The 12,905-nt window shown below is 60.8% G+C and carries 12 protein-coding genes; 5 read left to right on the plus strand and 7 right to left on the minus strand.

Going from position 1 to position 12,905, the window contains the following annotated elements:
- Positions 1-329: 329 nt before the first annotated feature.
- Complete coding sequence (locus C5F71_RS13340) at positions 330-2,117, minus strand: KinB sensor domain-containing domain (RefSeq protein ID WP_029290370.1); 1,788 nt, start codon at positions 2,115-2,117, stop codon at positions 330-332.
- A 10-nt stretch (positions 2,118-2,127) separates the two neighbouring features.
- Positions 2,128-3,474, minus strand: coding sequence for a sigma-54-dependent response regulator transcription factor AlgB (algB, locus tag C5F71_RS13345; RefSeq protein WP_029290372.1), 1,347 nt, complete (start codon positions 3,472-3,474; stop codon positions 2,128-2,130).
- A 394-nt stretch (positions 3,475-3,868) separates the two neighbouring features.
- Here algB and C5F71_RS13350 point away from each other — a divergent pair, with 394 nt between their 5' ends.
- The 5 genes from C5F71_RS13350 to C5F71_RS13370 all read left to right on the plus strand — a co-directional run bounded on the left by C5F71_RS13350 (position 3,869) and on the right by C5F71_RS13370 (position 8,232).
- Complete coding sequence (locus tag C5F71_RS13350) at positions 3,869-4,153, plus strand: hypothetical protein (protein WP_104911287.1); 285 nt, start codon at positions 3,869-3,871, stop codon at positions 4,151-4,153.
- Positions 4,154-4,232: 79 nt separating this feature from the next.
- On the plus strand, positions 4,233-4,397 hold the full coding sequence (locus C5F71_RS13355) for a DUF1328 domain-containing protein (protein ID WP_003170804.1): 165 nt from the start codon (positions 4,233-4,235) through the stop codon (positions 4,395-4,397).
- A 2-nt stretch (positions 4,398-4,399) separates the two neighbouring features.
- Entirely contained in the window at positions 4,400-4,867 is a 468-nt protein-coding gene (locus C5F71_RS13360) for an inhibitor of vertebrate lysozyme family protein (protein WP_104911288.1), read from the plus strand.
- A 708-nt stretch (positions 4,868-5,575) separates the two neighbouring features.
- Positions 5,576-6,907 (plus strand): glutamate/aspartate:proton symporter GltP, encoded by a 1,332-nt coding sequence (gene gltP / locus C5F71_RS13365; RefSeq protein ID WP_029290382.1) that lies wholly within the window; start codon positions 5,576-5,578, stop codon positions 6,905-6,907.
- A gap of 95 nt (positions 6,908-7,002) precedes the next feature.
- The gene (locus C5F71_RS13370; RefSeq protein ID WP_029290384.1) at positions 7,003-8,232 is read left to right on the plus strand and encodes a nucleoside recognition domain-containing protein; all 1,230 of its coding nucleotides are present in this window, start codon (positions 7,003-7,005) and stop codon (positions 8,230-8,232) included.
- Positions 8,233-8,320: 88 nt separating this feature from the next.
- Here C5F71_RS13370 and C5F71_RS13375 read toward each other — a convergent pair whose 3' ends face one another.
- The 5 genes from C5F71_RS13375 to C5F71_RS13395 are packed head-to-tail and all read right to left on the minus strand — an operon-like array spanning position 8,321 to position 12,904.
- The gene (locus C5F71_RS13375) at positions 8,321-8,932 is read right to left on the minus strand and encodes an ABC-type transport auxiliary lipoprotein family protein (protein WP_029290386.1); all 612 of its coding nucleotides are present in this window, start codon (positions 8,930-8,932) and stop codon (positions 8,321-8,323) included.
- Entirely contained in the window at positions 8,929-9,867 is a 939-nt protein-coding gene (locus tag C5F71_RS13380) for an MlaD family protein (RefSeq protein WP_029290391.1), read from the minus strand. Before C5F71_RS13380 ends, C5F71_RS13375 begins: the two co-directional genes overlap by 4 nt.
- Before the next feature lies 1 nt (position 9,868).
- Positions 9,869-10,672, minus strand: a complete 804-nt coding sequence (locus C5F71_RS13385; protein WP_070995502.1) for an ABC transporter ATP-binding protein — start codon at positions 10,670-10,672, stop codon at positions 9,869-9,871.
- Positions 10,669-11,817: an ABC transporter permease gene (locus C5F71_RS13390; RefSeq protein WP_029290394.1), complete on the minus strand. Its 1,149-nt coding sequence runs from the start codon at positions 11,815-11,817 to the stop codon at positions 10,669-10,671. The genes C5F71_RS13385 and C5F71_RS13390 overlap by 4 nt, the downstream gene beginning before the upstream one ends.
- Positions 11,818-11,872: 55 nt before the next feature.
- Complete coding sequence (locus C5F71_RS13395) at positions 11,873-12,904, minus strand: DUF5924 family protein (RefSeq protein ID WP_029290396.1); 1,032 nt, start codon at positions 12,902-12,904, stop codon at positions 11,873-11,875.
- Between the last annotated feature and the right edge of the window lies 1 nt (position 12,905).

The raw sequence follows: 12,905 nt of genomic DNA on the forward strand, positions 1-12,905 counted from the left end.
CGGCCAACTCACCGACCTTATTGGGGCCGCTACGCGGCCCAGCGCGGGGCAAGCCCGCTCGCCACAAGAGGAGCTTTGGCCGGCGGGCACGGTAAATGTGGCGAGGGGGCTAGTCCCCCGTTGGGCTGCGTAGCAGCCCTAAGCCTGCCACTCGGTTTATCTGAAAAACTCACCGACCTTATTGGGGCCGCTGCGCGGCCCAGCGCGGGGCAAGCCCGCTCGCCACAAGAGGAGCTTTGGCCGGCGGGCACGGTAAATGTGGCGAGGGGGCTAGTCCCCCGTTGGGCTGCGTAGCAGCCCTAAGCCCGCCTCCCACGACAGGCTCTTAGTTACAACGGTAACGCCATATAGAACTGCGTACCCTGCCCCGGCCGGGAATAGACTCCCATGCGGCCACCGTGCAACTGCACGATCTCCTTGCACAGCGCCAGCCCCAGGCCGGCGCCGCCTTTCTTGCGGCCTACCTGGACAAAAGGCTCGAAAATCCGACCCTGCTGGCCGTAGGCGATGCCTTCGCCGTTGTCTTCGACGCTGATGATCAGCCGTTCGCCATGGCGCCGCGCCTGCAGGCGAATCTGCCCGCCTTCGCTGGTATGGCGCAGGGCATTGCCGAGCAGGTTGTCCAGGACCCGCTCCAATTGCGCTTGGTCGGCATGCAACCTGGGCAGTTGCGCTTGCGCTTCTACCAGCAGGTCGATGTTTTGCGCATTCGCCAGTTCAGCAAAGCGCGCACGGGCATGTTCAAGCAGATCATTGATGTCGCAAGGCGCCAGGGTGAGTTTTTGCAGGCCGTTCTGGTAGCGGGAAAAGTTGAGCAGGTCGTTGATCAACTGCATCAGGCGCTGCATTTCTTCGTTGACCGTATTCAACAGGTCGGCTTCGCGAGACTCAGGAGGGAATTTCGCCCGTTCCTGGAACAGGCCGAACGCCATGTGCATACCGGTGACTGGCGTACGCAACTCATGGGAAGCACGCAGCACAAATTCGCTGCGCACCCGTTCGAAGGCCCGCTGTTCGGTAACGTCATGCAACACCATCACGGCGCCGAGAATATGCCCTTGGTGGTGGCTGACGGGCGTCATGCTGTAGGTCAACAGGCGTGATTCACCCTCGACCTCAACTTCTAGGTCGTCAGGTGCGTGTTCCAGGTTGCCGCCACGCAGCACCAGGTGCAGTTGCTCATCCAGTTCGGGCCGTTGCAACGCTTCACCCAGGCCCTGCCCCAGGCGGCTCTCGTCCCAGCCCAACTGGCGCTGGGCGACCGGGTTGAGATGCTCCAGGCGCCCTTGGCGGTCGATCATCAGCAAACCGTCGTCGATGCTGTCGAGTACAGCCTGCAGGCGTTGCTGGCCGGCGAGCAATTCGTCGACATTGGTTGCCTGATGCTGACGCAGGGCTTCGGCCATGATGCCGAAGCGCCGGGTCAGTTGGTTCATTTCGGCCGCCGAAGAAATCGGCAAGGTGACATCAAAATTTCCCTGGCCGATTTTATCGGCCGCCTTGGCCAGGGCTTCGATGGGCCCGCCAAAGCGCCGGGCAATGCCATGGGCGGTGATGAAGCCGATGATCAGCACCGCCAGGCCCACCAGCCCGAGCAGCCCGGCAATCCACAGGGCGCGTTCGCGAGACTGGCTTTCGGTGTCGTTGATGTTTTCCAGTGCTCTTTTATGTTCGCTGATCAGCCCATTGCGCAAGACGTTGAAGCTGGTGGTGAGTTTTTCGTTATTGCGCAGGGACGGCGGCGTACTTTCGTTTTCTTCGAACGCTTCAAGGAACGTCAGGTAATCGGCCTTGGCTTGAGAGAAACCGCCGACCCTGGCGACACTCATTTCGTGGGCGACGCCCTCGTCCAACAGCTTGAAGTATTGCTGCTTGGCCTTGTTCAGCGCCACAGGGTCTGGGGTGTCGTGAAGCATCAGAATCAGTTGGTCACCCAGGCTCTGGCGCAGCTTGAGCCCCAGATCCAAGGTAATGAAGTTGCTGCGGATCAGGGATTCCTGGGTCTTGGCCATTTGCATGACACTCACCAGCCCCAGCAGCAACCCGAGCAGCGCCACGGTGATCAGCGCAGAAATGCTCAGGAACAGCCGCGTGCGCAGTTTCATCGCCAGCTTCATAAGGTACAGCTCACAGGTTGTATTGCTTGCGTTTGCGATACAGCGTCGACGCATCGATGCCCAAGGTCTTGGCTGCCTGGTCCAGGGTGTCGCTGGTGGCCAGGACGGCGCCGATATGGGCCTTTTCCAGCTCATCCAGGCTCAGCGCCGCACCGATGCGCGGTGCATTATTGGTCGGCTGCTCGGCCATACCCAGATGGCTGATTTCGACCTTCTCCTGGGCACAGATGATGCTCGCGCGCTCCACCACGTTGCGCAGTTCGCGGATATTGCCCGGCCAACGGTAGTTCAGCAGTGCTTCGCGGGCCTCGTCGCTGAAGCCGCGAGCTGGCCGCGCGTACTCTTTGACGAAGCGCGCGAGGAAGCGGTCGGCGAGGGCGAGGATATCTTCGCTACGTTCACGCAGGGGTGGCAGGTGCAGCGTGATGACGTTGAGGCGATACAGCAAGTCTTCGCGAAAACGCCCGTCGCGCACCATGTCTTCCAGGTTCAGGTTGGTCGCCGCCAGGATACGTACATCGGCGCGGCGGGTGACCGGGTCGCCGACCCGCTCATATTCCTTGTCCTGAATAAAACGCAGCAACTTGGGTTGCAATGTCAGGGGAAAGTCGCCGATCTCGTCGAGGAACAGCGTGCCGCCGTCGGCCTGGTTGACCCGGCCCAGGGTGCTTTCGCTAGCGCCGGTAAAGGCCCCTCGGCTGTGGCCGAACAGCTCGCTTTCCATCAGTTCGGCGGTCAGGGATGGGCAGTTGATGGTGACGCAGGACTTCTTCGCCCTTTTGCTCCAGCCGTGAATAGCCCGGGCCAGCTCACCTTTACCGGTGCCGGACTCGCCGAGGATCAGGATATTGGCGTCGGTGCCGGCCACTTGGCGGGCGGTCTCCAGCACCACCATCATCGACGGGCTATGGGAGTCGAGGCCATCCTTGGGCTGGCGCACTTCGCCTTCCAGCGCTTCCAGGCGTGCCGACAACTGACGCACCTCGAGCTGCTTGGCGGTGGCCAGGCGCAGTTGGTCCGGGCTGCAAGGCTTGACCAGGTAATCGGCCGCGCCTGCCTGGATCGCATCCACGGCCGTATCCACGGCCGAATGAGCGGTGACGATCACTACGCGCATCCAGGGCGCCTGGATACGCATCTGCGCCAGTACATCCAGACCATTGTCCTCGCCCAGGCGCAGGTCCAGGAAGCACAGGTCGAAGACCTGGCGTTGCAGCAGGGCATCGGCTTGGGCCGCGCTGTTGGCGGTGGCCACGGTATAGCCTTCATCTTCCAGGCAGTAACGGAAGGTGCGGAGGATTGCGGACTCGTCGTCCACTAAAAGAATGCGGCCTTGAAGTTCCTTGGCTGATTCCATCTGTCCCGCGCTCCTTAAGTAAAAATGATTGATCTTGGTTAGTCCCGGAATAATCGGGCAAGTTGCATGGTTTATTCTGATTGATTCAAAGCCCAATCGCGCAGCTATCTGAGACCGTTCCTACTTACATGCCTAGGCAGCGTGTTTTTCACCCTTCTTGACCCTTCGGCAGTCCTGCAGCCCGCTCTGATCCCTTGAACCGACCACTGACCATCGTGCATTTCGCACGGTGAGGATAGGCGCATCGTGCAGGATGCTGCTGGGAAGAAACCGATCAATATTGCAAATACCTGATTTTATTGATGTTTATCTGATTAAAAAACTGGCATGCACTCTGCAATACCTCTCCTACAAGCGTGATAACGAACAAAACAACATGCGGGAGATATTCAGGATGACTCGCCAAAGCCTCAAGCCATTGCGTGTATCGCCACTGCGCCTTCAACAGGGGCTGTTCGCCAGCCTCGCCTTGATGGTGACCTTGATCGGTGGTCAGCAATTGCAACATTGGCAGCAGAGCCAACAGTCCGCCCCGCAGTTCGAGCGCGCACCCATGACGCAGACCCATTTCCGTTCCGTTGGCAGCAGCAGCGCTGAAGTCACCGCTCCACGCATGATGGCGGTTGAACAGGACATCGCCCTGTACGACGAACCGATCCAGGAACGCTGGGTGTTCTAGGCACGAACCTGGCGCCCCGTTGGGTGCGACAGGATGGCTACACAGCAGTCACTTCTATAGACGCATGAGGAGAATCACCATGTTGAGTTGGGCAATCACATTCCTGATCATTGCCATTGTGGCTGCAGTCCTGGGCTTCGGTGGTATCGCGGGCACCGCTACGGGTATCGCCAAGATTCTCTTTGTCGTTTTCCTGGTGATGTTCATCGCTTCCTTCTTCTTTGGCCGCCGCGGTCGAGGCTGAACATGGCCAACTTGTCTTTCAAAACCCTTGCTGCCGCCCTGCTGTTGGGCGGCAGTGGCTTGGCCATGGCCGCCAATGACGGCCAGGCGCGGGCCAATGAGCTGCTCAATGCCGACCCGCAGTATCGCGAAACCTGGCAGGGCGTGGTCAAGAAGGAAGAGCGTCTGCCTGAATGGGTGATCAACCTGTCGGGCATGTCTGAGCAAATGAACGCAGTAACGGAAGACGGTGACGGGTATTTGGTAGGGCCGCTGTGTGAAACGGCCGACACCTGCCTTAATAAACGTCTGATCGTCGCGTTCAGCATGGATAAGGACGATGCCTACGCGATGTTGGTCGAAGTTCCTGCCGGGCTTCCGGCGGACAAGTCGCCAACACGGCATGCGGACTATCGCTTCATCGGTAAGCCCGATGAAGGCATGCAGAAGTTGCTGATGGAGCAACTGAAGAAAGATCCGAATTGGTACTAGGCCCCTCTGCGGGCCTCGCCAACATGGAACCAGGCCAACTGCCTGTTTCCGTTTGCACCGCCGCCTGATGACGGTGCATGACCAGGGGGCCGGGTTGCTCTGATCAAGGTGGATCGGCGTGACCTACGGGTACAGGGAGTGCCTGCGCAAGGGCCGGGTCAGGAGAAAAGCTGCGACGCAAGTCCGCAGGCAGTTATGGCCTGACGGACTTGCGGCGAGCTTGATAGTCATCACTAGGCGCTTATGCCGCCTATAGCTGCAAAATTCCCTTCTGCTTCAACATAACCGTTTCGCGGTGTTACATCGCGACCATCTATCGAGAAAGTTTGTCTTCGGCCAGACGTGTTTTTCGATGGTATGCGTAGGAATTTGCACGAGTTTTTTCCAGCCGACAAAAAAGCCTAACGTCCCTAGGCGAGCCTGAAATGGCCGGTTAACGGCATGTATGCCTGACAAAATGTCGCATTCGAACTGACCAAACAGACAGTTTTATTTGCAAAAACTCATGCCGATTCGGCATGGGGTAGGCGTTTACGGCATTAGACTATGCCCCCCCGCATGGGAATAGTTGCGCCTTTTTTCGCTTGCCAGTAAGCCATATCGGCCAACTGCGGTGACCTTCTACGGAGGCTGATGCTCACACTTTTTCGCTTCCGGGCGTTCCAGCTGGCGCATCTGCCTGAGTCCACTTGAAACAAGGGTAATGACATGAAGAAGGCAAAACTAAGCCTCGCCTGGCAGATCCTCATCGGTCTGGTGCTAGGGATTGCAATCGGTGCTGTACTCAACCACTTCAGCGCCGAAAAAGCCTGGTGGATCAGCAACGTGTTGCAGCCGGCGGGCGATATCTTTATCCGCCTGATCAAGATGATCGTGATCCCGATCGTGATTTCGTCGCTGATTGTCGGAATCGCCGGTGTAGGGGACGCGAAAAAGCTCGGTCGGATCGGTGTAAAGACCATCGTTTACTTCGAAGTGGTCACTACCATTGCGATTGTGGTCGGCCTGCTGTTGGCCAACCTGTTCCACCCGGGTGCCGGCATCGACATGAGTACCCTGGGTACGGTGGACATCTCCAAGTACCAGGCGACCGCCGCCGAGGTGCAGCATGAGCATGCGTTCATCGAGACCATCCTCAACCTGATCCCATCGAACATCTTTGCCGCTGTTGCTCGTGGCGAGATGCTGCCGATCATCTTCTTCTCCGTGTTGTTCGGCCTGGGCTTGTCGAGCCTCAAGCCAGACTTGCGCGAACCCCTGGTCACCATGTTCCAGGGCGTTTCCGAGAGCATGTTCAAAGTCACCCACATGATCATGAAATACGCCCCTATCGGTGTATTTGCCCTGATCGCCGTGACCGTGGCCAACTTCGGCTTCGCCTCGCTGCTGCCTCTGGCCAAGCTGGTGATCCTGGTCTACGTCGCCATCCTGTTCTTCGCTTTCGTGATTCTTGGCCTGATCGCCCGCCTGTTTGGCTTCTCGGTGATCAAGCTGATGCGCATCTTCAAGGATGAGCTGGTACTGGCCTACTCCACCGCCAGCTCCGAGACCGTGCTGCCGCGCGTGATCGAGAAGATGGAAGCCTACGGCGCACCGAAAGCCATCTGCAGCTTCGTGGTGCCAACCGGTTACTCGTTCAACCTCGACGGTTCGACCCTGTACCAGAGCATCGCGGCGATCTTTATTGCCCAGCTGTATGGCATCGATCTGTCGGTTGGCCAGCAACTGATGCTGGTACTGACCCTGATGGTCACCTCCAAAGGTATCGCCGGTGTACCGGGCGTGTCCTTCGTGGTACTGCTGGCAACCCTGGGCAGCGTGGGCATCCCATTGGAAGGCCTGGCGTTCATCGCCGGCGTCGACCGCATCATGGACATGGCGCGTACCGCCCTGAACGTGATCGGCAATGCCCTGGCCGTGCTGGTTATCTCGCGCTGGGAAGGTATGTACGACGATGCCAAGGGCGAGCGCTACTGGAACTCCCTGCCACACTGGCGGACCAAGACCGCGCTGCCGGCTGGCGAGACCAGCCAGGGCTGAGCGCCGCTTGAATCGCACAAACCCCGGTAAATCCGGGGTTTGTCGTTTCTGCCAGCCCCGCTATCATTCGCCACATATTTAAAGGGGTGTGACTGATGCTCAATGGCCTGTGGCTTGGCTTCTTTGTCGTGGCAATGGTATCGGCGCTGGTGCAATGGCTGGTGGGCGGAAACGCCGGGATCTTTGCGGCGATGGTGGAGAGTATCTTCGCCATGGCCAAGCTGTCGGTGGAGGTGATGGTACTGCTGTTCGGTACCCTGACATTGTGGCTGGGCTTCCTGCGCATCGCCGAAAAGGCTGGGATCGTCGAGTGGCTGGCCAAGGCCCTGGGCCCGCTGTTCCTGCGCTTGATGCCGGAAGTCCCGGCCGGTCACCCGGCCATCGGCTTGATCACCCTCAACTTCGCCGCCAACGGCCTGGGCCTGGATAACGCGGCCACGCCGATCGGCCTCAAGGCCATGAAGGCGCTGCAAGAGCTCAACCCGATCCCCAACACCGCAACCAACGCGCAGATCCTGTTCCTGGTGCTTAACGCGTCCTCCCTGACCCTGTTGCCGGTGACGATCTTCATGTACCGCGCCCAGCAAGGCGCGCCGGACCCGACCCTGGTGTTCCTGCCAATCCTGCTGGCCACCAGCGCCTCGACCCTGGTGGGCCTGCTGTCGGTGGCGCTGATGCAACGCCTGCGCTTGTGGGACCCGGTGGTGCTGGCGTACCTGATCCCCGGCGCGCTGGTACTGGGCGGCTTCATGGCTTTGCTGGCGACGATGTCGGCCACGGCCCTGGCGGGCCTGTCCTCGATCCTTGGCAACCTCACGCTGTTTGGCCTGATCATGCTGTTCCTGCTGATTGGCGCGTTGCGCAAGGTCAAGGTCTACGAGGCGTTTGTCGAAGGCGCCAAAGAGGGCTTTGACGTCGCCAAGAACCTGCTGCCGTATCTGGTGGCGATGTTGTGTGCGGTCGGCGTGCTGCGCGCTTCCGGGGCGCTGGAGTTTGGTCTGGAAGGCATTCGCCACCTGGTGGCCTGGACCGGCCTGGACACGCGCTTTGTCGACGCCTTGCCCACGGCAATGGTCAAGCCGTTCTCCGGCAGTGCGGCGCGGGCGATGCTGATCGAGACCATGCAGACCCAAGGCGTGGACAGCTTCCCGGCACTGGTGGCGGCGACGATTCAGGGCAGTACCGAGACCACCTTCTATGTACTGGCGGTGTACTTTGGCTCGGTGGGCATCCAGCGCGCGCGGCATGCGGTGGGGTGTGCGCTGCTGGCGGAGTTTGCTGGCGTGGTGGCGGCGATTGCCGTTTGCTACTGGTTCTTTGGCTAAGCTTCAGGCCGCTATCGCAGGCAAGCCAGCGCCCACATTTTGATTTGTTTACACAGTCAAATGTGGGCGCTGGCCTGGGATGAGGCCCTCAGCGTTTAGGTGCTGTATTGCCCTGCGCCACCACCCAATCCACCACCTGCTTGGTCAACTGATCTCCCGCCAACCCAAACCCGGCCACTACCGCTGGCACTTGGGTATCACTCACCGGCTGGCGCACTTCAAAACGCTTGGCAGCCACGATCCGTTGGTCACTGCCACGCACCAATCGCGCATCCAGCCGGATCACCACCTCCACCGCACTGCCGCGGTACTCGCTCTGGAAGGCCTGCAACTGCCCGCCCAGTTCCAGGTCCGCCTGTAGATTGGTGTCATCAGTGCTCAACAAGGCCACCCGGCCATCGCGCTGGAAGCCGTCCAGCAGGCGGTTGCGCAACAGTACCGGCGCCGGATCGCTCCAGCGGGACTGGGCATAGCTGCTGATCAAATCGCCCTGAGGCACCACGGCAATGCGCGGGCTGTCGAGGAATTCGCTGGCTTGCGGTTTGGCCAGGCGCAACGACCAGGCTACCGGGTTGCCGTGGGCCGTCACTTGGGCGGTGGGCAGGCGATAGACGTTGGAAGGGTCGGCCTTGGGCAGGATCGAGCAGGCGCTGACCAGCGCCAGGGCCACCGGAACGATCATTTTATAAGCACGCTTCATGGCGTGAACTCCTTGTTCTTGTCACTGCCCAGCAGATAGCCGCTGGGGTTGGCTTCCAGGCGACGGGAGATGGCGCGCAAGGAGCCCAGGGTATCGCGCAGCTCGCGTACGGCAGGCGCCAGTTCGTTGAGGCCCTGCATGCCGCTGTTCAGGGAATCCTTGTTGTCGTCCAACAAGCGGTTGATAGTCGCGGTGCTTTGCTCCAGGGAGCGCATGGCCCCTTCGGCGCTGCCGAACATCTGCTTGCCCTGGTCGTTGAGCAGGCCATTGGCGTTGCGCATCAGCGCAGTGGTCTGCTCCAGCGTGGCGCCGGCCTGTTTGCTGACCTGGGCCAACTGCTGCATCACCACCTTGATATCACCGCGCTGCTCGGCGATGGCCCCGGTGGTCTGCTCCAGGTGTGCCAGGGTGCTGCTCAAGCGGTCGACGTTATCGGGCGAGAACATGCGGTTGGCGTTATGCAGCAGCAAGTTGATGCTGGTCATCAGGTCGTTGCTGTTATTGAGCAGCCGGGCAATGGGCGATGGCGAGGCGGTGATCTGCGGCAGGTTGCCGTTCTTGCCTTTGAGTTCGGGGCTTTGCGGGGTGCCGCCGCTGAGTTGGATGATCGAGGTGCCGGTGATGCCGGTCAACGCCAGCTTGGCCTGGGTGTCTTCCTTGATCGGCGTCTGGCCGGCCAGGCGGATACGTGCCAGTACGCGGCGCGGGTCTTTCGGGTCCAGGCGCAGACTGGTGACGTCACCCACCTTGATCCCGCTGTACTGCACCGCGCTGCCCTGGGACAAGCCGCTGACCGCTTCGTTGAAGATCACTTCGTAATCCTGGAACGCGCTGTCGACGCTGGATTTGGCCAGCCACAAGCCGAACAGCATGGCGCCGACCACGACTATCACGCTGAACAGACCGATCATCACATGATGGGCTCGGGTTTCCATGTCATACCTCGTTGAGCGGTTGAGCGGCATCCAATGCCGCGCGGCCCCGAGGGCCATGAAAGTATTCGTGAATCCAGGCGTCGTCCGTTTCCGAGACAACATCGATGGCATCCGCCACCAGCACCTTTTTCTGCGCCAGCACGGCCACGCGATCGGTGATGGTGTAGAGCGTGTCGAGGTCGTGGGTGATCAGCAACACGCTCAGGCCCAAGGCATCACGCAGGGTCAGGATCAGTTGGTCGAATGCCGCCGCGCCGATGGGGTCGAGGCCAGCGGTCGGTTCGTCGAGAAACAAAATGTCCGGGTCGAGGGCCAGGGCGCGGGCCAGGGCCGCACGTTTGATCATCCCGCCGGACAGCGAGGACGGGTATTTGTCGGCCGCCGACAATGGCAGCCCGGCCAGGGCAAGCTTGACTGCCGCCAGATGCTCGGCATCGGCGCGGCTCAGGCCGGCGTGTTCGATCAGTGGCAGGGCGACGTTTTCCGTGACCGTCAGCGAGGAGAACAGCGCGCCTTTCTGGAACAGCACGCCGAAACGCCGTTCCACCAGGGAGCGCTCGTGTTCTGAGAGGCTCGGCAAGTCCTGGCCGAATACCCGCACTTGGCCTTCGCTGGGCTGACGCAGGCCGATGATGCTGCGCAGCAGCACCGACTTGCCGCTGCCCGAGCCGCCCACTACGGCGAGAATCTCGCCCTTGTACAGATCCAGGTCGAGGTTTTCATGCACGCTCTGCGGGCCAAAGCGGTTGCACAGGCCACGGACTTCGATCACCGCCTCGCTGGGCGCTCGTTGTAAACGGCTCACCAGCCCATCTCCATAAAGAACAATGCGGCTACCGCGTCGAGCACGATCACCACGAAAATCGATTGCACCACTGCGGAGGTGGTGTGGGCGCCGACCGATTCGGCGCTGCCGCTGACCTTGAAGCCTTCCAGGCAGCCAATGGCCGCGATCAGGAAGGCGAAGAACGGTGCCTTGACCAGCCCCACCAGCAAATGCTGGACGCCAATGTCCGATTGCAGCAGCGAGAGGAACATCGCCGGCGAAATATCCAGGGCCACGGCGCACACCACGCCGCCGCCGACAATGCCTGAAATCATCGCGAGAAAGGTCAGCATCGGCAGCGCCACCAGCAGCGCGAGGACGCGTGGCAGTACCAGCAACTCCATGGGGTCGAGGCCCATGGTGCGGATCGCGTCGATTTCTTCGTTGGCCTTCATCGAGCCAATTTGTGCGGTGAAGGCGCTGGCGGTGCGGCCGGCCATCAGGATCGCGGTGAGTAGGACACCGAACTCCCGCAAGAAGGAAAACGCCACGAGGTCTACGGTGAAAATACTTGCGCCGAAACTCTCCAGCACCGTGGCGCCGAGAAACGCGACCACCGCGCCCACCAAGAAGGTCAGCAAGGCGACGATAGGCGCGGCATCCAGCCCCGTCTGTTCGATATGCGCCACCATCGGCGTCAGGCGCCAGCGCTTGGGCCGGAACACGCCGCGAGCGAAGGTTTCGAGAATCAGGCCGATAAAGCCCAGCAGGGTCATCGCGTCTTGCCAGACGGTATCCACCGCGCGGCCGATGCGTGCCAAAAGCTGGATACCGGCGTTTTGCTGCGGCTCTTTGACCGGCACACAAAAATCATTCAGGGAGCGGTAGACGGTCTTGAGCAGCGCCCGGTCGGCAGCGGGCAGGCTGCAGTCGGTTTGTTCGGCCGAATGCTCAATGCGCTCCGGGCCCAGCAGTTCCACCAGCAACGAGGCGCCGGCAGTGTCCAATGCGCCCAGGCCGTTGAGGTCGACGCGGGTGCTGGCGTCGTACTGGCCGTCGAGGCTTGCCGAGAGCTTTTTCAGGGCGCTGTAGTGGGCCAGCGTCCAGTCCCCGGTAACCCGCAATTGAGGCGGCTGGGTGGACGCGTCCAGGTGGGCATTGCCTGCCGTTGTGCTACTGGTCATAAGCTCCGAGCTTGTTTGGCTATTCCACAATTGCTATGTAATAGCACGATCCGTCCTACTTTGGCGTGTCCGTTTGTACGGTGTCAGTGACTTTAAAGCGCAACACGCCGATCACCTGGCCGTCTTCGGTCAGCACCCGTACTTGCCAGCGGCCCACGGCATTCGCCGGGAAGTTCTGCTTGTGGGTCCAGGCCCGGTAGCCTTCCTTGCGTCCGCCATGGATATCCAGGGCGATGCGGTCGACCTCTTTGCCGTTGAACTGCCACACATGGTAGATGCGCTCGTCCAGCCCGCGCGGTGCGTTGATTGCGGTATAGGCGTACAGGCCGCTGCTGCGCAGTTGGCTGGCGCTGACTTCTTTGAGGTCATCGCCGGGGGTGCGGTCCTGCAATTGGGTGCTGATTGCCACTTCGGTCATCCACAGGGTGGCCGGCGGCACCCAGCTGCGCAGGAACCAACCCGCGCAGCCAATCGCCGCCGTCACGCCCAGCAACATCAGCCAACCCTTGACGCTGCGCAGCGGCAGGCTCACGGCCAGGCTGGGGATCGACAAGGCCATCGCCACCCCCAGCGCCAGTTTGTAACTCTCGGCGGTGGTCAGGTGCAGGATGATCGGCAGTGCGGTGAGCAAGGCGGCAAACAGGGTCAGGGTGTGCAGTGCCAGAAACAGCGAGCGCTTGGGCGCCAGCCATTTGTAGTACAGCGGGTCGGTGATCGAGACCAGTGCGGCGGCGCCCAGCAAGCCGGTGAAAATGGCCTGGCTGCTGTTCCAGGTGGTGGTGACGAAAAAGAACGGCAGGACAAAGAACAGGCTTTCCTGGTGGATCATCTGTGTGGCGTAGCGCAGCAGCGGTTCGGGGATTTCCCGCTTGAAGACCTTGCTGAACAACTGGGTGAAGCTGTTCTCCAGCATCAGCCACAGCCAGCTCACCAGCATGATGATCGCGATCCAACTGGCCATGCCTTGTTGGCGGTCCACCAGGATAAAGCTGCCCACCCCCGAGATAAAACCGCCGAGTGCGATCACCCCTGGGTAGCGCTTCATCAGTTCGAGGACGCGCTGGATGAGAAGGGTCAGGTTTGGCATT

It is taken from the genome of Pseudomonas sp. LG1D9 (assembly GCF_002949995.1).
GTDB classification, from domain to species: Bacteria; Pseudomonadota; Gammaproteobacteria; order Pseudomonadales; family Pseudomonadaceae; genus Aquipseudomonas; species Aquipseudomonas proteolytica.